The organism is Acinetobacter sp. LipI_19 (genome assembly GCF_058242925.1).
Genome location: NZ_JBZAYK010000001.1, coordinates 1582831 through 1602447, shown reverse-complemented (window position 1 = coordinate 1602447; position 19617 = coordinate 1582831). Strand labels below are relative to the sequence as shown.

Genomic DNA, 19617 nt, shown 5'->3' with positions numbered 1-19617 from the left:
AAAATCAAATGTAACTATTATCTTGCAAATAGTAATGATAAAAATTCCACTAAATAAATGAGAATGATTATTGATAATTAATTGTGCATATGTTACTTTTTGTAACGCTTTTTTGCCCGTAACAGGTTTAAAGCAATAGAAAGACAGAAAACCCGATAGCGCGCATTTTTTATTATGGAATTTATCTTATGTACACCTTCTTCCCTCTAAGACATGCATTCAAAATGCATCCTTTAGTACTTTCTATGGCTTTAACTATTCCATCTGTTGTTTATGCAGAAGAAAAAACAGAAACAGTGGCTTTACCAACAATCAAAGTACAAGCAGAAAGCGAAAATTCAGCTATTACAGAAGGAACTCAAAGCTATACAGCCAAAAAGACAAATACTTCAACAAAATTAAATTTGTCTCTTCGTGAAACACCTCAATCTGTCAAAGTTTTAACACGTGAATATTTAGATGACCGAAACATTGATTCTTTTCAAGATTTAATGAATACGATTACAGGTGTTTCAACATCGCGTACCGATGAACGTCAGTCTGTTTATGCTCGAGGATTTCAGGTCGATTACTATTTAATAGATGGAATGCCGAGTACCACAAACTTAGGTGCAGGTGATCTTGATTTAGATATTTATGATCGTGTAGAAGTTGTTAAAGGTGCAAATGGGCTTACCACAGGTGCTGGTAATCCTGCAATGGGACTAAATATGGTCCGTAAACATGCCAATGCAAAAGAGTTGACGGGTAATCTGAGCACTTCACTCGGTTCTTGGAATGCATGGAGTAGCTATGCGGATATCTCTACGCCACTGAACGAAGATGGTTCACTTCGTGGACGTATGTTCGTCAAACATACTGATGAAAAATCCTTTATGGATTTTTATGAAAAAGAACGCAATGTATTTTATGGTGCGATTGATTACGATTTGAGTGATAAAACTAGTATGTCACTTGGTGCAACTTATCAAGAGTTACAACGTGATGGCATTCGCTGGGGAGGCACTCCAGCATTTTATGATGATGGAAGTCGTACTAACTTTGATCGAAGCTTAACGGTAACTGCACCTTGGACATTTTGGGATGTAAATACCACAGCAGTATTCGCCAATTTAAAACAGAATTTATTCAATGATGTTAATTTAAATGTTGCATATACCTTTCGTAAAGAAGATGTAAATACCCTTCTGCTTTACACTGGCGGTCAAGTAAACAAAGCAACCAATACCAGCCCACTAAAAAATAAACCTGATCCTAAGACAGGTAAAATCACAGATAATGTTTCAGTATATGGCTCAGAAGCAAGCAATGAAGAAAATAATATTGATCTTTTCATCAACGTGCCTTTTACACTATTTAACCGCCCACAAGAAATAATTATTGGTGGTTCATGGAACAAAAACGAGAAGACCAAGGATATTTTTGGGGGATCCAATACTAAAAATGAAGTCGAGAAGTATTTAGGCGGTCCGCTCGACTATAACAATATGGCACAACCACTACTTCAATCCGTCATTTTGAATGGTGTAAATGCTCTGAATCAAACGACTCAAACTTCGGCTTATATTTCTGGTAAATTTCAAATTCTCGATCCATTAAAAGTGATTGTAGGTACACGTTTATCTAATTGGAAATATGAGTCTGAAAATGGTGTAGGCAATCGTGAATTTAACAACGAAGTCACGCCTTATATTGGCGCTATTTACGATTTTGCAAAAGATCACTCAGTCTATGTCAGCTATACAGACATATTTAAACCGCAAAGCCGTAAAGATGTAAATGATCAATATCTAGATCCTGCGAACGGTAAAAACTATGAAACAGGATTAAAAAGTGAATGGTTTGGCGGACGTTTAAACACAGCTTTATCAGTATTCCGCATTGAACAATCTAATTTTGCTGAAGCGATACCAGGAGGATTTATTGTTCGTAATGGTGCACTAACCACTGATCAAGCTTATCGTGGTGTAGATGGAGTTGAAAGTAAAGGTTTTGAGTTCGAAGCAGATGGTGAAATTAATGATCACTGGGGCGTTAATTTTGGTATTGCTAATTTTGAAGCAAAAGATGCAAAAGGTGTAAAGGTTAATACAACGAATTCACGCACAACATCTAATCTATTTGTGAAATATAAAGTAGATCTATGGAGTGCTGGACTCGGTTTAAATTACAAGAGTAAATACTATACGGGTACTGGAAATACACGTATAGATCAAGATGCTTTTGTACTTGCTAGTGCGATGTTAGGTTATCAAGTTGATAAAAATATTAAGCTTCAGCTGAACGTTGACAATATTTTTGACAAGAAATACTACGAAGGTATTGGTGCAAACTCAATGAATTGGGGTACACCAAGAAATGCCACATTAAGTGTCCGCTATAATTTTTAATACATTTTAAATTAAACCCTCTATTTTATTAGAGGGTTTCTTCTATAGTCTTGCTATATTGGATATTTAAGGTCTCATTTTACTATAATGTATAATGAAATTAAGCTATCGCACGCTGAGCAATAGTTAGTGCCTCCTCCAAATCCGCTTTTAAATCGTCTACATGTTCAAGTCCAGCATGTAGACGTACCAAATATCCACGACTAGGCAAATGACTTTGAGTTCGATAAGGCGTTCCAACTGGCAAAATCAAACTTTCAAATCCACCCCATGACAAGCCAATGTGGAAAAGCCTTAAAGAATCAAAGAAAGCCTCAACAAAACATGGATTGTTTTGTTTTAAATAAAAAGAAAATAAGCCTGTAGACCCAGAAAAGCTCTGTTGCCATAGTTTGTGATATGGATTCATTGCTAAAGCAGGATGATTTACCACATCAATTGCTGGATGTTCATTTAGATAATGAGCAAGTATCACGCCATTCTCTTCATGTTGTTTTAAGCGGACAGCTAAACTCCTTAATCCACGTGAAGCTAAATAAATATCATCTGGACTTGTCGTTTCACCAAAAAAATGCACAACTTTGTTTAATTGCTCAATCGATGCTGCATTTGCTGTTGCAGTTCCCATGAGAATGTCAGAATGCCCACCAATATATTTTGTGACAGCCTGAATTGAGACATCGGCACCATGTTTTAAAGGTTGAAAAAACAATGGCGTTGCCCAAGAGTTATCCACTAAAACCTTGGCATTCATAGCATGGCTTATTTCTGAGATTGAAGTAATATCGCTAATTTCAAAAGTAATTGAACCCGGTGACTCTACAAAGACCACACTGGTTTTTTGATTAATTTTGCTCTTTAACTCGTTTAAATCACATGAGTTAAAGTATTCAACATGGATTCCCAGTTTGGGCAACATACTGTCTGCAAAACTTCGTGTTGGCCCATAAATATTATCAGCAATCAGAACGTGATCACCTGCTGCAACGAATGCCATTAATGCATGTGTACAAGCCGATAGTCCAGATGGAAAAACCATGCATCCTGCCCCACCTTCTAATGCATTAATTGCACTTTCAAAAGACTTTGCTGTAGCAGCACCAAAACGGCCATAATGTTTATAAACACCGCCATTTTGCTTATGATCTTCCCATTCTTTAAAACTATCGACAACAATAGTTGAGCCTCGATAAACAGGTGTATTCACCAAACCATCAAAACGCTGAGGGGTTCTTCCCAAATTTATGACTTGTGTACAAAAATGATTCATAGCAACACCAGCATGATTTCTAAGAAATATTTCTACAACCAATAATAGATAAAATGCATAGAATTTTTATTTTAAATAAATCACTATTTTTTAAAAAATATAGAATATAAATCCGTATTTTAACATTTAATGGGAATTTTATTCCATTAATGACATGATAAGGTAAATACTGATAATGTGGCTGATTGATATGTTCAGTGCTTTATTGAATAATTTTTAAGGCTTATTTACCTTTCTATAGTCATTGAGATAGTTCGATTCCTTTGTAAAAAGCATTTCACAGATCAAAGCCTAAAAAAAATATAGACTATTGAGGACTTTGGTTTTATGGAAAAACATCAATGCTCAAAGAAAATTTAAAGGTAATTCAGTTGTATACTTAATTTGCTCCATTGCAAAACTCGAACTCACATCAGTAAGACCAGAAATTTGAATTATTTTTTTATAGACTTTGTCATACTCAAGAACATCGGGTACAGCGACTTTTAACAAATAATCAGTCTCTCCAGCCATCCGATACACTTCTATAACTTCATCGATTGTGTGGATATGGTTGTGAAATTTTTGAATCCATTCTGCATTATGTTGTGCTGTTTTAATAAAAACCATAACAATCACGTTGATATTTAACTTTTTACGATCTAATAAAGCAACTTTAGCGCGAATAATTCCTTCTTCTTCCATTTTATGAATGCGTCGCCAACAGGCGGTATTACTTAATCCAATACGATCTGCGATATCACCAATTGCACAGGTACAGTCTTTTTGTAAGAGTTCCAAAATTCCACGATCATATTTATCTAGCTGTAATTTCATGCAGTTCACTTTATATAAGAAATTAAAAAAATGAGTCACTAATTTATCGATTATTGGAATGATATTCTATTTTTGACCAGATAAATAGATTTTTAATTCTTAATGCTGATTACTTGAAACTCTCATTCAAATAAAGATTAGTTCAGATAAGTTATGACTCTATCCACTACTTTTTAACGCATTGTTCATAAGAATACGGCGTTACAACGCTTGGAAAAGTTCTTGTAACGTTTGTATAAACCAAGTTCGGGCTTCTATATCATCTCGATGGTTATACCAATTGGTACTCACATTAAAGGGTTTAACTGAAAATGGTAATTCAAAAATGTTCACATCACCATTACGTGCATATACTTTTGCTGCTCGTGAAGGCAAGGTCACCAATAATTCAGAACTGGTCACCACATCTTGTAAAACACTAAAATGAGGAAGCTCAAGCATGATTTTTCTTTTTAAGCCCAATTCCTTCAGCCTTTGATCAATTTCAATGTGACCCGTTGAAGACTTAATAGCAGCATGATTTTCTTGAAAATATTGTTCTAAACTCAGTGTATCCCTGATACGTGGATGGTACTTATGCGCAATGCACATATAGCGTTCTTCAAATAAATTACGTGATTCAATTTTAGGCATAACGGTATAACTACTATTGAATACAGCAACATCTAAAAAACCTTCAGTCAGCCAGTCTTCAACTTTATGCGATTGAATTTCTTCAATTTCCACCTTAATAAATGGTGCTTCTTTAGAAAGGTATTGAATTAAAGAAGGTAGTAAACATATTTCACCCAAATCAGATAAGCCTAAACGAAATATCCGAGTTGAGGTTTTTGGGTCAAAGTATTTAGAAGCTGTAATTGCCATTTCAATATCGGTAATTGCTTGCCTAAAGCTCGGGTATAAACTTTGTGCCAACTTGGTCGGTTTGACTCCAAATTTGTCTCGTTCAAATAAAGGATCATTTAAAAATTTACGTAGGCGATTTAGATTGTAGGTGACAGATGGCTGGCTTAAATTGAGGCGCTCAGCTGCATGACTAATATTTTTAGTTTCAAAAACGATAATAAAAACTTTAATAAGACTTAGATCAATCAATTGTCATATCTCTATTGAATGAGGGAGGTAGACCTCCCTGCTCTACTTTTAGATTTGTACCGCTTTCACCGCCAATTTTGTTTTTTTCAGCTGTAAGCGAATCATTGAAACACTCATTACCGCAATAATACAAGGGATTGATAATGCGATAAAATTATAATTAATGGGCAGACTTAAGCTTAACAGCCAACCACATAAGATTGGCCCTAAAATTGCGCCTAAGCGCCCCACACCTAAAGCCATTCCTAAGCCTGTTGCACGAATATTGGATGAATAAAATTGGGACATATACGCCAATAATAAGATTTGCCCACCAATTGATGCAGCACCTGCAACCGCAATACAAAAATAAAGAATGACCATTGGTAAATTATAACTCAGTAAGATTAATGCGATCGCGCCACTTAAAAACAGTGAGCATAATACCTTTGCCAGATTAAAACGATCCGCTAAGTAGCCACCACAAATTGCACCAAGCATTCCACCAATATTTAAAGCCAATAGAAAAACCAGACTGGTCGATAAGTCATAGCCTGCTTCTACCATTAATTTAGGCAACCAATTACCTAAAGCATAGACCAGTACAAGCGCCATAAATACGCTGCCCCAGAATAAGAGTGTCACCATCCCACGATTTTCTGCAAATAAATCCTTGATCGGGGTTTTAGAGGTAGATTGATTGTCTTGATGAAGACCAATTTGAGTCTGAGACGTATAGGTAATATTGCCGTCAATTTGTTTAAGGATCTCAATGGCTTGGTCAGTTTTATCACGGCGCACCAAATAATCAATCGATTCGGGTAACAGCTTCCAGATTATCGGAATGAGTAAAAGTGGCGTTCCTCCTAGAATAAACATGATTTTCCAACCAAATTGCGGGACTAACCACATTCCTAATAAAGCTGAACACATCCCACCGACTGCATAACCACTAAACATTAAGGAAACCAAGGTTGAACGTAGTTTTTTAGGTGCGTATTCAGTCATCAAGGCGATTACATTTGGCATGACCCCGCCTAACCCCAAACCAGCCAAAAACCGAAAAACTCCAAAACTTTGTGGATTATTGGCATAACCACAAACTAAAGTAAAACCACTGAATAAACAGATACATAAAATAATTAATTTTTTGCGGCTAAATCCATAGCTTTCTAATTTATCACTCAGGCTACCGAAAATAATTGCACCAAACATCATCCCAAATAAAGCGACACTGCCCAGAAATCCAGCCGTAATACTGTCAATTTTCCATTCTGCCATTAACTTGGGTAAAGCAACACCGTAAATCACTAAATCATAACCATCAAAGATAATGATCAATGCACTGAGTAAAATCACCCGCCAATGAATGGCTTTTAATTTGGCATGATCAATAATTTCATTTGCATTTATGCTTTGCATAATAGACCTCCCTGGTCATATTGTCCTGTTTGTAATCTTTGTTGTTTAAGTCGTCATTTCAGTGTGCTGTAGTTGTTTTGCTAATGTTGCTTTAGCTGTCTGAATATCATTTTCAAGCGAATGCTGCCACAACCAGTCAAAACGCTGTGTCAAATGTTGGCCTATTGATTCAAAATCAGGATATTTCGATGAATATAGCTCATAGATTTCACCTGATTCACGCGAGGTATTTTGAACTGTCACGGCGCGCGCTAATCGAACTTGCTCATAGATTTCCGATACAGCTTTGATAGATTCAGATGTCAACCTAGGGTTTTCTAATAATTTAGCTAAAATCAAAGCATCCTCTAAACCTTGTCCAGCACCAGCACCTTGATGCGGTAACATGGCATGAGCAGCATCGCCAATCAAAATCACATTATTGTTTTTGTTTATATAGGTTTCTAAAGGTTGAATTTCATGTAATGCCCAAATGGTTGGTGAGTCGATCAGATCCAATAATGCTTTACAACTCTCGCTCCAGTCTGCAAAGTCAGCCAGCATGGCTTGTTTTGAAACAGGAGATGTCCATGGTGTATTCTCTGCTAATACAGTTTGCGTGCGATCTGACTTAAACGCAACAATGTTAATTTCTTCACCCTGACGGATTGGGAAAGTTAAGATATGTTTATCTTTCCCTAAAAGCATTTGTGGTACATCGGCAATTTCTGCATCATTTCCCAGTTTTGCAATGGCTTGCTTAAAATCTTGAAATTTAATAATTCCACGATATGCCCAAGTCCCCGAAAACTGAGGTTCAACACGCGCTAATTGATTAGAATCAAGCACATGATTTCGAACAACTGACCGAATTCCATCACAACCAATCACATAATCAAATGTAATATGTTGTCCATCGATAAAGTGAATTGTCGCTTGTTCTTCATCTGCCTCAATTTCTTGTACACGTTTATTAAAATGTACATTTGTTAAAGGCACCAACGGAATTAAACGATCGAGAAAATCTGCACGATGTACCGAAGATTGTCCGACTTGTGGCGCAATCGATGCAGATAGATACTCATCGGTATAACCATTACGCCATTGAAACCAAATATCAGTGTATGGTGCCTTTACCTGATCTGCAATAGATTCATACTCTTGGCTTAAACCTAATAATTGAATGGCTTTAACTGCGTTGGCACCAAATGAAATCCCTGCGCCAATCTCGGAAAACTGTGATGCGGACTCAAAGAGATGTACATCCAAATGTTTATTTTTGACCAATTGAGTCGTGAGTGCTAATCCCGCAATACCGCCACCAATCACAGCAACTCTAATTTTTTTGTCCATTTTTAGCATTCCTTACTAAATTGCTTAGAATTCTATAATTGGTTATTTTTTAGAATAAATCCAATTTATATTTTTAGGTTTGTACTATCTAGATTTTTGATATTTATTTAAATAAATCTCTTTCATAAATCAAAAAATGATCATGTTGAATGAATCATATTGCGATTGAAAGTTCCTTCTCCCCACGGGAGAAGGCTAGGATGAGGGGGATTTAATGTTGATTTTTAGCTTTAAAAAGGTCTTATGAAAGAAGCCTAAAATATTGATATAGCCAAACTAGTTTATTTAAAAACCCACTGTCCATGAGATTTGTGCAGTACGTGGTGCGCCAAGAAATAAATAGTCATCGCCTAAGAAACTCCCCGCATCGCGCCAGTATTTTTTATTAAACACGTTATCAACATTAAATCGAAGCGTATTGTCATAACCATAAGCACGGAAGTTATAAGCTGTACCTACATCAAACACGCTATAGCCTGATACTTTTACTGTACCTGTTTTATTGGCATATTTACTGCTGCTGTATTGCATACCAGCCAATAAACGTAAGCCATCTACTTGTGGTACTCGATAAGATAGATGATTAGCAAAACGAACACTTGGTACATTCTGAGTTTGATGACCTTGATAATCAGCCACTTGTATTTCTTTTAAACGTGAACGAATTAAAGCTAAAGAAGAAGTCATATCTAAATTTTGCCCTAAGCGTCCTTGTAAGCCCAATTCCAAACCAAGATTATGTTGCTTACCATCCGTGACAAAGTATTTGTCTGCGTTGGTGTATTGATTGTCTTGGGTTAAATCGAACAACGCCGCGGTAAACAGTAATGTTTGCCACTGCTGCTTAAGACCCAATTCATACTGAGTTGAATTTATCGGTGCTAACGTTTTAAAAGCATTACCTTCAATACCTTGATCAGGAATACCAGTAGCAAACCAAGGGGCTTGTCCGCCATCACTTAATCCTTTGGCATAAGAAGCATAGAGATGAGTCTGTTCCCAAGGTTGATACATCAACGCAAACTGCGGTAAGAAACGATTGAAATTGGTCTCTCGGATGTTGTTTGCATTTTCATCATAGGCATTTTCATTTAAGTGCATTAGTTTGCCGCCCAACAATACTGACCATTCAGCGTTAAAGTCAATCTGGTCAAGTAAGTTCAATGCAGTTTGTTGACTGTCTAATGATTTATAATGTTTACCTAAAGTTTTGTCAGTAGGCGCATACGTTATAGGATCATTATAAATATTTCCTGTACCCACCCATTCATTGATTGCATTATATTGTATATGCCGTTTCCCTGTATGTGACAGTTCTAAACTTAGCTTATGTTGCCAAGCCCCTGCACTAAACTTTCCGTTTAAGCCTGCTTTAAATTGATTGGTTAAGAAGCTGTCGTCTGGATTACGGAAATCATAAATATCATAGTTACCATTTTGGTCAAAGGTATTACCTAAACTTGTCGTTTGACAAATACTGCTACCACAACCCCACGGAAATGCTGAATAATCATCAATCACGACACGGCTTTGTGAAGCAGACAGATTTGTTGTCCAGTGGTCATTGACTTGGTAAATATATTTTAAGCTGGCATTTAGACTTTCATTGGTCACTGGTTTACTCCAGCTTTGATAACCAAGTAAACGGTCCCATTTGACGCCAGTGGGTACAGTGGTACCATCCAGTAACTGATAACCTGCGACTGAGCGCTGACGTTGATGCTGTGATTCAATATCAAATTCTAATTTTGACTGATCTGAAATTTCCCAATCTAAAGCCAAAGCACCAAACAAACGCTTCCCATCTGCATGCTCAACATAAGGATGAATTTCTTCTTTGGCCAGATTCAGTCGATAACCAAACTGCTGATCGTCTCCGAACAAACCACCCAAGTCAGTTGCGACACGATTTCCACCATGACTATCCACTTCAACGGTGATAGCACGAATGTCTTCTGGACGTTTAGTGACATAATTGATAACACCACCCGGTGTTGACATCCCACTTTGGATTGCACTTATACCCTTTAGAATTTCAACTTGTGCCTTGTTCTCTAGTGCCACATTTTGCTCGCCACGCAACAAATGACCATTGAGTAAATAACTTGACCCTAAATTCAGGTTAAAGCCACGCATAATAAAGTTTGGATAATAACCAATGGGTGCATAGCCATCGCCGATGGCTGCATCATTTTTAACAACATCCGTCAGGGTTTTTGCATGTTGGTCAGCGATACGTTCCGCGGTGACTGTACTGATAGATGCAGGAATCTCAGCAAGATTTTGCTGAGTAAATCCTGATAAATTTACCTTGGGTTGATAATAAGCAGTTGGTGTTGTTTCTATTGTTTGAACGCTTACTTTAATCGTTTTAAGTTGTTGGGTATCTTTTTCAGTATCAGCATGTGCCAATGCTGAACTTAGCCCTAGACATGAAAATGAACCAACTGCCAATAATGCTTTTTGTAAACGAGAAAATGGATACGTTTTCACAGTAATTGTCTAACCCCAAAAGATAATTTTACAGCCTAAATTTATGCGCATGAGTATTCACAATTTTCTTCGATTGAACAAGCATTTCTATAAGATATTTAAGCTTTAAAGAACACCTTGATATGACCTCAAAAATAAATATGCATCTTAGAAGAAAAATTAAAACTTTGCTAAAGCATCAAGATGTTGCTGGAAATCACCTTCCGTCCCCGCAGCATTTACATGTTCGAAGTAATCATACCAACCACTTGCTTCAATACCTGTTAACAATGCATCACTTATACATTGTTACTGCTGATCTATGCCTAAGCTTTTGAAGATGAAACCAGATATTGATCTAAATTTTTAAGGGAAAAATCGATGATTTGCAAAAGCATTTGTTCTGAATAACCATCTCTAGCTTGAACAGATAATCCATGTAGCACTAGTCCGTAATATTGCCCTAATATTTCAGGTTCGGCATGTTCTAATAATTGTCCATCTGCTTTCGCCTGTTTAAAGCGCTTAACCAGACTTTGACCACGTTCAATACGTTGTTGCTTCATCCAGTCTAAAAGACCTTGATTTTCCTGACTTAATACACTTGCAGATGATACAACCATACAGCCATATGAATGATTATTCTGGGTATAAAGTTTGATTGCATCTTGAAATAATTGGCTGATCGCATCCTTAATATTTGCTTGTTGTAAAGCGTGGATCGCAAAGCCGCCTTCATTTTCTTCGTAATGTATAACAGCTTCTCGAAACAACGCCTCTTTCGAGCCAAAGGCTTTATAAATACGCGCTGAAGCAATACCTAAGACCTCGACTAAATCTGACATCGAAGTCCCTTCATAGCCATGTTGCCAGAAAAAATCACGCGCTTGAATCAGTGCTTTTTCTCTATCAAATTCTCTTGGTCTACCAGCCATAACGACGCTTCAATCCGATTTAGTATTTTTTATTATCATTCGAAAAAATAAATTTCGCAAATAAATCAATAGGATTTGTTGGAGAGGCTGCCCTTTTTCAGATTCTTTTTAAAAACTTGTTGTTTTTATTCAAAAGAAAGCCTATTGTTTGTCGATCGACAACTAATTGAGTTTAGCTATGCAAACCATCAAAGGTCCAAGTATTCATCTCGCACAATTCAGTGATGATATTTTCCCGTTTAATAATTTAGAGAGCATTGCCGCATGGGTTTCAGATAAAGGCTTTAAAGCTGTACAACTGCCAGCATGGGATAAGCGTTTATTTGATGTTAATTTAGCAGCCACAAGCCAAGATTATTGCGATGAAATACAAGGGGTTTTACAAAATAATGGTTTAGAAATTAGTGAGTTGACAACGCATATTTTTGGTCAACTTATGGCTGTGCATCCGGCTTATGATGCTTTATGTGATGGTTTTGCACCTTCACATTTACATGGAAATTCAGTAGCTAGAACTCAATGGGCTGAACAACAAATGTTGGCTTCTGTTCAAGCATCTGCCCGTTTAGGTTTACAAGATATGGGAACTTTTTCCGGTTCACTGGCATGGCCTTATATCTTTCCTTTTCCTCAACGCCCTGCTGGACTTATTGAAACCGCTTTTGATGAACTTGCACGTCGTTGGATGCCGATCCTCAATGCTTGTGATGAACATAATGTCAATTTGTGTTACGAAATTCATCCTGGTGAAGACTTACATGATGGTATTTCCTTTGAAATGTTCTTAGAACGAACACAACACCACCCACGTTGTCAGATTCTTTTTGACCCGAGTCATTTTATTCTGCAACAACTGAATTATGTGGAATACATCGATATCTATAAAGATTTTATTCGAATGTTCCATGTCAAAGATGCTGAGTTTAACCCGACAGGTCGCCAAGGGATGTATGGGGGCTATCAAAATTGGGGAGATCGTGCAGGTCGATTCCGTTCTACTGGAGATGGTCAGGTTGATTTTAAAGCAATTTTCTCAAAATTGGCACATAACGACTATCAGGGCTGGGCAACTTTAGAGTGGGAGTGTTGTTTAAAAAATAAAGAGGATGGCGCAAGTGAAGGTGCTGAGTTTATTCAACAACATATTATTCATGTTACTGATAAAACCTTTGATGATTTTGCCGCAGCGCCTGTCAATCAATTGCAAATCAATCAACTTTTGGGTATCTAAGGCAGAGATTGAGAATTTACTATGACAACCATTACAACACATGAAAATTTAGTCGATCAATTTCAGCATCATTACATTCATATTGATGGTAAAAAACTTCATTATGTTTCTACAGGTCGTGGTCCTGTCGTATTACTTATCCCCGGTTGGCCACAAACATGGTACGCATGGCGAAATGTGATGCGTGTCTTGGCGGCCAACGGTTATCAGGCAATTGCTGTAGATCCACCGGGAACGGGATATTCTGTTCCGCTGAATGGGAGTTATGATACCGGGCGAATTGCGACAATTTTATCCAGCTTAATGTCAAAACTTGGACATGATACTTATTCAGTGATTGGTCACGATATCGGGATGTGGGTTGCTTATGCACTTGCAGCTGATTTTCCCCAATCTGTCACTTCTCTGGCCGTGACTGAAGCTGTTATTCCCGGATTGGCAACACCACCGCCTATTTTTGTTTCACCTGATGAAAATATTTTTCTATGGCATTTCATGTTTAATCAAGTGATGGATTTACCTGAAGCTTTAGTCAGTGGCCGTGAAGAAACTTATCTTAATTATATTTTTGATAAGTGGTCATGGCATAGAGATAGAGTTGCCACTGAGACTTATATTGAGGCTTATAAAGTATCAGGGCGTTTAACGGCAGGTTTTAACTACTATCGTTCAATCCCGGAAACTATTCGTCAAAATAAAATCCGAGCAGCTAAAAATCTAGAAATGCCTGTATTGGCGATTGGTGCAGAACAGGCAACCAATGATGCACCTTATGAAACCATGAAAAAAGTTGCACCATATTTAAGCAGTGCAATTGTTAAAGATTGTGGTCATTTTATTATGGAGGAACAACCCGAAGCATTTTGTTCCCTGATTTTAGAATTTCTACAATTGGAGCAATAGGATGTCCTTAGATCATCAAATTGCAGACTGGCTTAACACTAGACCTGTTGTTACAGCAGTTGCAAATACACTTTGTGAATTAAGAGCGCAGGTAAATCATGACATCATACAACAGCAAGGTATTGAGCAAGATTCCAGCTATCAAACCAGTTTTTGGGTCACAACCTCTGATCAAGCTCAAATCCAAGTTCGGGTATATACGCCCTATGCTATGGTGCAGCTACAAAGCAATCCAGCTTTAGTATTTGCCCACGGCGGTGGATGGTGTTTGGGGAGTTTAGATGCATGGGATCGTTCATGCCGTTTACTGGCAGAATCAACACAGCATGTTATCTTTTCAGTGGATTATCGCCTAGCGCCTGAATTCAAATTTCCAGTACCGCTGACAGATTTTTTTACAGCACTTCGTTATATTCAAGAACATGCTTTAAGTTTAGGGCTTGATCAAAATCGTATTGCTGTGGGTGGTGATAGTGCGGGCGCCAATCTTGCAGCGGCTGCATGCTTACTCGCTAATGCGCATCCAGAAATCCAGATTAGTCAACAACTGCTATTTTATCCAGCCTTAGATGCTACGATGCATGGCACATCCTATGAAACTTATGCAGATGGCTATGGCTTAACCACTGCAACAATGACATATTGTTGGGATCAATATCTAAATAGTGATTCTGACAAAACCAATGAGTTGGTGAGCCCCCTACTGGCACAGTCATTACAAGGCTTACCAGAGGCAAAAATTTTTGTCTGTGAATATGATCCACTGCGTCATGATGGCGAACAATATGCTGAAAGATTGAGAAATGCTGGTGTCTCGGTGAAATTTCATTTTCTAGCAGGAATGATTCATGGTGCAATCCATATGACTGCAATCACAGATAAAGCCAATGCTATATATGATAAGATTGATTTATAGTTGGTTTTTGATCATTGTAAAATAAAAAGGAAATCACATGATTTCCTTTTTTGTTGCCATTAAAAGTACCTGAATGTTTGTAAAAACAAAACTGATATACGCATTAAAAATATTAACCTAATTCAGCCAAGATTTTATCTAGCGTTGCATTCTGTTGTTGCCATTTCGGCTGTTTATCTTTGTCAATAATTAATGCACGTACACCTTCAAGAATATCACCATGTTCAAACCAGATATCCTGTAAATTTCGTTCCAGTTGCATACATTGTTGTAATGACAATCCCCGTCCTAAGTATTGCAGTCTTAAACTGGTCTTTTTCGCCAGCCAAGAACGTTGTTGCAAAGTGCTTAGGACTTTACTTGCCCAAGCTTTATGCTGTTGATCTTTTTCATTTTCAAGACTTTTTTCAATATCTTGCAAATTTTCAAAGCCAAAATGCTTCCGAATGTTTTCAACAGATGTACTGAGTTCACTTGCTACAGGACGGGTAATAAATTTAGAAATTATCTGTTCGATCTTATCTTTGCTTAAGTTGCTTGATTGACTCAGGGCATCGAATAAAGCATTAAATTGTTGGCTAGGAACATGATAATCAATCAAATCTAAATACAAGGCATCACTGCTGCTGATCTGATCGCCTGTGGTTGCCAGATAAACCCCAATATCATCTAAACGCGACAAGAAATGGGTTGCGGCAACATCAGGAAAGAAACCAATCGCCGTTTCAGGCATGGCAAAACGTGATTTTTCACTGCTGACAATAATATGACAGGCTTGTGCCAGACCAAAACCGCCACCTAAGACATAGCCATCTAACAATACCACAACAGGTTTTTTAGACGCGCGAATGCTATTCAACATGTCATATTCAGCAATAAAATACTCTTTATGTCCCTCTGTACCATTTTGATAACAATCATAAAGATAGCGAATATCACCGCCTGCACAAAATGCTTTTGGACTATTAGATTTGATCAATATCGCTTGAATGCCAGCGTCATCTTGCCAAGTTTCAACTTGTGTACGGATACCATTGATCATATCCAGAGTCAGTGCATTCAGGCTGGACACTCGATCTAAGGTAATCACCCCCAAAGCAGCGTGCTGTTCGACGATTAAATGATTTTCAGTATTCATCCCATCTTCATCCTGTTATTGATTTTTAAAGTTGGCTTGGCGTTTATCAACAAAGGCTTGCATGCCTTCTTTTTGATCCAAAGTAGCAAAAATTGAATGAAAGGTTCGTCGTTCAAAACGTAAACCTTCCGCCAAACTCACTTCAAAGGCACGATTAATTGATTCTTTGATCATCATGGTCGCCACCAATGATTTTTCAGCAATTTTTTCAGCTGTACTTAAAGTCTGGGTTAAAAGCTCTTCGGGGCTAAAGACGCGGGCAACTAAACCACTCAGTTCTGCCTCAATTGCCCCCATTTGTCGAGCGGTTAAACACATTTCCATCGCTTTGGCTTTACCTATGGCAAGGGTTAAACGCTGCGTCCCCCCAATACCTGGAATCACGCCTAAAGTGACTTCAGGTAAGCCAAACTTGGCATTGTCTGCACAATAAATAAAGTCACACATCAATGCCAACTCACAACCGCCACCCAAAGCATAGCCACTGACAGCAGCGATTAAAGGTTTACGGCGTTGTGCAATACGATCTGCGAGATTGAAAAAATCATCAAAATAAATATTCGGAAAGTTCAATCCCGCCATTTCTTTAATATCTGCCCCTGCTGCAAAGGCTTTCTCTGAACCAGCCAGCACCATGCAACCAATCTTCTGATCTTTTTCTAAATCATCTAAAGCTAAATTCACTTCTTGAATTAATTTTGAATTTAATGCGTTTAAAGCCTTTGGACGATTGAGTCTAATTAAGCCTACGCCTTTATGTTTTTCCAGTAAAATTGTTTCAAATTGCATATTCATTTCCTTATCTATTTTATCCCATCATCTGATACACAGCGATTGAATCTATTTATAAACTTCGCGCAATCACCAAGCGCTGGATGTCACTAGTGCCTTCATAGATTTGGCAAATACGGGCATCACGATAAATCCGTTCAATTGGAAAATCTTTTAAATAACCATATCCGCCGAAGACCTGTAAAGCTGCTGAACACACACGCTCTGCCATTTCAGAGGAAAATAATTTTGCCATAGAGGCTTCATTAAGACAGGGCTTGCCTGCTTCTTTCAATCGTGCGGCATGATGGACTAATTGACGAGCTGCTTCGATTTCTGTTGCCATACTGGCCAAACGAAAGGCGATTGCCTGATGCTCAAAAATCGGCTTTCCAAAAGTAATCCGTTCTTTGGCATATTTGCTGGCTTCTTCTAAGGCCGCACGTGCCAAACCCACCGCTTGCGCAGCAATACCAATACGACCGCCTTCAAGATTAGACAGTGCTATTTTAAGCCCTTCACCTTCTTGACCTAACATTAAGCTTTTATGTACCCGCACATCAGTCAATGCAATTTGGCAGGTATCTGAAGCATGCAATCCCAGTTTTTCTTCAGTCCGAATCACTTCATAGCCCGCAGTTTCCCGTGGTACAATAAAGGCACTGATACCTTTTTTACCAGCACTTGGATCGGTCACTGCAAATACAATAATTACACCAGCATTATTTCCTGAAGTAATAAATTGTTTTGCGCCGTTAATAATCCAGTCCTCACCATCTTTGACAGCTCGGGTTTTCAGCGCTGCTGCATCAGAGCCTGTATGCGGTTCGGTCAATGCAAAAGCACCAATCATTTCACCTTGCGCCAAAGGTAATAAATATTTTTGTTTTTGTTCTTCACTACCAAATTTAGCAATCGGCACACAACCGACTGAGTTATGTACACTCATAATGGTGGAGGTTGCGCCATCGGCCGCCGCAATTTCTTCAAGTGCAAGGACATAGGCTAAGTTGCCGGTATCTGAACCACCCCATTGCTCTGAAATCAGCATCCCCATAAAACCTAATTGCCCCATTTGTGACAAGGTCTCTTTTGGGAAAATACTATGTTTATCCCATTCTGCTGCATTCGGTTTAATTTGTTTTTTGGCAAAGCTTTTCGCCATGTCCTGAATCAATAATTGTTCTTCAGTAAATTGCATTTCAGATTCCTTAGCATCATTAAACGTCCTACATTCGGCAAGATTGCTCTATATAGGACTCTACTCACCAGCTTTATGCGTTTAATTGTTGTTTAGCAATCTCTTGATTACGCAGTAAAAAGCGTTGAATTTTGCCACTTGGTGTTTTTGGCAGTTCATTGACAAATTCTACTTGTCTTGGATAAGCATGGGCAGACAGACGTTTTTTGACAAATTGTCCAAGTTGTTCAGCCAATTCCTCAGATGGTATTTTATTTTCTGCCAAAATCACAAAAGCTTTAACGATTTCCGTTCGCTCTGGATCTGGTACTCCAACAACAGCGGCTTCAATCACTGCTTCATGTTCAAGTAATGCACTTTCTACATCAAAAGGTCCAATACGATATCCAGAGGTGGTAATCACATCATCACTACGTCCAACAAAGCTCATACTCCCATCTGTATGTAATTCAGCAGTATCACCGGTCAAATAATAATTTTTGATAAACGGTGATTTACGACTTTCTTTATAGCCACCAAACCACATCATCGGTGATTGACTGATATCTACCGCTAAAATTCCAGCGGTATCGGCAGGCAACTCATTCCCTTGATCATCCACCACAGCGACACGATAACCTGGACTGGCAAAACCAGCAGCGCCAGCACGGACGTCATGGTTTAAACCATGATGGTTGCACACCACCATGCCCACCTCAGTCTGTCCATAATGATCAAAAATAGGTGCATCAAGCAATTGTTTAAACCAACGAAAAACTTCTGGATTTAAAGGTTCTCCTGCACTGCTCACAACACGAAATTTACCCTTTAGTTGTGCCATTTGAGTGGAATCTGCGGCCATCATCATCCGATATGCTGTAGGTGCCCCTGCCAAATTGGTAATTTTATAATCATCAATAATTTGACATAAACTGTCTATGCTAAAACCACCTTCATAAAACAAAGTGGCATGACCTAACAACAAAGGTCCTGTGATACCGTAATAAAGTCCATACGCCCAACCTGGATCAGCAATATTCCAAAATGCATCATCTGCGCGTAAGCCGATCGCATCTTTCATATAGTTACCAAAAGCAATTAATGCTTTGAGTGGAACTTCTAAAGGTTTTGCAGGTCCAGTGGTGCCTGAGGTAAACATCAGTAAAAATGGATCCTGAATGCTTTGCATGACTAGATCACAGTGCTCAGCGTGTTGATTGAGTTCTTTCCAAAAATCTAAATCGCCTTGTTGTACACCATGACCCTGTTGATCAGCGACGGTCATAATTTGTGGACACTGTGCAACTTCATCCAGTTTGCTACGATTGCCGATATCAGTCACGACTAATTTACTTTTTGCCAGCTGAACTCGATGTTCAATCGCCTTTGGCCCAAATGCAGTAAACAGCGGTTGATAGACTGCACCAATTCTCCAAGCAGCTAGAATCACCACCAATAATTCGGGAGTTCTTGGTAATAAACCCGAAATACGATCACCAGCTTGAATACCCTGTGACTTTAAAAAATTGGCAAACTGACTCGACCATTTTTTCAGTTGAGTAAAGGTATATTGTTCTTTACGACCATCTTTACCTTGCCAATATAGCGCAACTTTTTCATGATCTGCTTCCGCATGTCGGTCACAGCATTCATAACAGGCATTCAATTGATCAACTGATCCTGAGAGCATTTCTTTAACAACACTATCTAAATCAAATTTTTTAGCAACATCCTGATAATTCAACATATTATATACTCCGGCCTGGA

16 protein-coding genes are annotated in these 19617 nt (G+C 38.2%); 4 read left to right on the top strand and 12 right to left on the bottom strand.

The features are described from left to right. The first annotated feature begins 188 nt into the window (after positions 1-188). Positions 189-2390, top strand: coding sequence for a TonB-dependent siderophore receptor (locus tag AC4CVF_RS07685; RefSeq protein WP_483771017.1), 2202 nt, complete (start codon positions 189-191; stop codon positions 2388-2390). Between the two features lie 100 nt (positions 2391-2490). On the opposite strand, the gene metC is transcribed toward AC4CVF_RS07685, so the two are convergent. The 8 genes from metC to AC4CVF_RS07645 all read right to left on the bottom strand — a co-directional run bounded on the left by metC (position 2491) and on the right by AC4CVF_RS07645 (position 11711). Further along, complete coding sequence (metC, locus tag AC4CVF_RS07680; protein WP_490789166.1) at positions 2491-3660, bottom strand: cystathionine beta-lyase; 1170 nt, start codon at positions 3658-3660, stop codon at positions 2491-2493. A 345-nt stretch (positions 3661-4005) separates the two neighbouring features. Then, complete coding sequence (locus tag AC4CVF_RS07675; RefSeq protein ID WP_336951106.1) at positions 4006-4476, bottom strand: Lrp/AsnC family transcriptional regulator; 471 nt, start codon at positions 4474-4476, stop codon at positions 4006-4008. Between the two features lie 201 nt (positions 4477-4677). Beyond that, on the bottom strand, positions 4678-5571 hold the full coding sequence (locus AC4CVF_RS07670) for a LysR family transcriptional regulator (protein ID WP_419359674.1): 894 nt from the start codon (positions 5569-5571) through the stop codon (positions 4678-4680). 48 nt (positions 5572-5619) lie between these two features. Beyond that, positions 5620-6972 (bottom strand): MFS transporter, encoded by a 1353-nt coding sequence (locus AC4CVF_RS07665; protein WP_419327200.1) that lies wholly within the window; start codon positions 6970-6972, stop codon positions 5620-5622. A gap of 45 nt (positions 6973-7017) precedes the next feature. Beyond that, positions 7018-8304, bottom strand: a complete 1287-nt coding sequence (gene salA / locus AC4CVF_RS07660; RefSeq protein WP_490789165.1) for a salicylate 1-monooxygenase — start codon at positions 8302-8304, stop codon at positions 7018-7020. Positions 8305-8589: 285 nt separating this feature from the next. Next, positions 8590-10797, bottom strand: a complete 2208-nt coding sequence (locus AC4CVF_RS07655; protein ID WP_490789164.1) for a TonB-dependent siderophore receptor — start codon at positions 10795-10797, stop codon at positions 8590-8592. A 159-nt stretch (positions 10798-10956) separates the two neighbouring features. Next, on the bottom strand, positions 10957-11067 hold the full coding sequence (locus AC4CVF_RS07650) for a DUF6616 family protein (protein WP_336951099.1): 111 nt from the start codon (positions 11065-11067) through the stop codon (positions 10957-10959). 35 nt (positions 11068-11102) lie between these two features. Further along, complete coding sequence (locus tag AC4CVF_RS07645) at positions 11103-11711, bottom strand: TetR/AcrR family transcriptional regulator (RefSeq protein WP_419327202.1); 609 nt, start codon at positions 11709-11711, stop codon at positions 11103-11105. Positions 11712-11889: 178 nt separating this feature from the next. Between AC4CVF_RS07645 and AC4CVF_RS07640 the strand changes: the two genes are divergently transcribed. The 3 genes from AC4CVF_RS07640 to AC4CVF_RS07630 are packed head-to-tail and all read left to right on the top strand — an operon-like array spanning position 11890 to position 14761. Then, positions 11890-12942, top strand: coding sequence for a sugar phosphate isomerase/epimerase family protein (locus AC4CVF_RS07640; protein ID WP_419327203.1), 1053 nt, complete (start codon positions 11890-11892; stop codon positions 12940-12942). A 21-nt stretch (positions 12943-12963) separates the two neighbouring features. Further along, a complete protein-coding gene (locus AC4CVF_RS07635) occupies positions 12964-13845 on the top strand; it encodes an alpha/beta fold hydrolase (protein ID WP_419327204.1) in 882 nt (293 codons plus the stop codon). 1 nt (position 13846) lies between these two features. Beyond that, on the top strand, positions 13847-14761 hold the full coding sequence (locus AC4CVF_RS07630; protein WP_419359679.1) for an alpha/beta hydrolase: 915 nt from the start codon (positions 13847-13849) through the stop codon (positions 14759-14761). 112 nt (positions 14762-14873) lie between these two features. Here AC4CVF_RS07630 and AC4CVF_RS07625 read toward each other — a convergent pair whose 3' ends face one another. The 4 genes from AC4CVF_RS07625 to AC4CVF_RS07610 all read right to left on the bottom strand — a co-directional run bounded on the left by AC4CVF_RS07625 (position 14874) and on the right by AC4CVF_RS07610 (position 19597). Continuing rightward, positions 14874-15899 (bottom strand): enoyl-CoA hydratase/isomerase family protein, encoded by a 1026-nt coding sequence (locus AC4CVF_RS07625; protein ID WP_419359680.1) that lies wholly within the window; start codon positions 15897-15899, stop codon positions 14874-14876. A gap of 15 nt (positions 15900-15914) precedes the next feature. After that, a complete protein-coding gene (locus AC4CVF_RS07620; protein ID WP_419359681.1) occupies positions 15915-16688 on the bottom strand; it encodes an enoyl-CoA hydratase in 774 nt (257 codons plus the stop codon). A 55-nt stretch (positions 16689-16743) separates the two neighbouring features. Further along, on the bottom strand, positions 16744-17871 hold the full coding sequence (locus tag AC4CVF_RS07615; RefSeq protein ID WP_336951091.1) for an acyl-CoA dehydrogenase family protein: 1128 nt from the start codon (positions 17869-17871) through the stop codon (positions 16744-16746). Positions 17872-17944: 73 nt separating this feature from the next. After that, positions 17945-19597, bottom strand: a complete 1653-nt coding sequence (locus tag AC4CVF_RS07610; protein WP_490789163.1) for an AMP-binding protein — start codon at positions 19595-19597, stop codon at positions 17945-17947. Positions 19598-19617: the final 20 nt, after the last annotated feature.

Bases quoted from the DNA above. Each gene is read 5' to 3' on its own strand.
- AC4CVF_RS07685 (WP_483771017.1), top strand. From the start codon at position 189: ATGTACACCTTCTTCCCTCTAAGACATGCATTCAAAATGCATCCTTTA.
- metC (WP_490789166.1), bottom strand. From the start codon at position 3,660: ATGAATCATTTTTGTACACAAGTCATAAATTTGGGAAGAACCCCTCAG.
- AC4CVF_RS07675 (WP_336951106.1), bottom strand. From the start codon at position 4,476: ATGAAATTACAGCTAGATAAATATGATCGTGGAATTTTGGAACTCTTA.
- AC4CVF_RS07665 (WP_419327200.1), bottom strand. From the start codon at position 6,972: ATGCAAAGCATAAATGCAAATGAAATTATTGATCATGCCAAATTAAAA.
- salA (WP_490789165.1), bottom strand. From the start codon at position 8,304: ATGGACAAAAAAATTAGAGTTGCTGTGATTGGTGGCGGTATTGCGGGA.
- AC4CVF_RS07645 (WP_419327202.1), bottom strand. From the start codon at position 11,711: ATGGCTGGTAGACCAAGAGAATTTGATAGAGAAAAAGCACTGATTCAA.
- AC4CVF_RS07640 (WP_419327203.1), top strand. From the start codon at position 11,890: ATGCAAACCATCAAAGGTCCAAGTATTCATCTCGCACAATTCAGTGAT.
- AC4CVF_RS07635 (WP_419327204.1), top strand. From the start codon at position 12,964: ATGACAACCATTACAACACATGAAAATTTAGTCGATCAATTTCAGCAT.
- AC4CVF_RS07630 (WP_419359679.1), top strand. From the start codon at position 13,847: ATGTCCTTAGATCATCAAATTGCAGACTGGCTTAACACTAGACCTGTT.
- AC4CVF_RS07625 (WP_419359680.1), bottom strand. From the start codon at position 15,899: ATGAATACTGAAAATCATTTAATCGTCGAACAGCACGCTGCTTTGGGG.
- AC4CVF_RS07620 (WP_419359681.1), bottom strand. From the start codon at position 16,688: ATGCAATTTGAAACAATTTTACTGGAAAAACATAAAGGCGTAGGCTTA.
- AC4CVF_RS07615 (WP_336951091.1), bottom strand. From the start codon at position 17,871: ATGCAATTTACTGAAGAACAATTATTGATTCAGGACATGGCGAAAAGC.
- AC4CVF_RS07610 (WP_490789163.1), bottom strand. From the start codon at position 19,597: ATGTTGAATTATCAGGATGTTGCTAAAAAATTTGATTTAGATAGTGTT.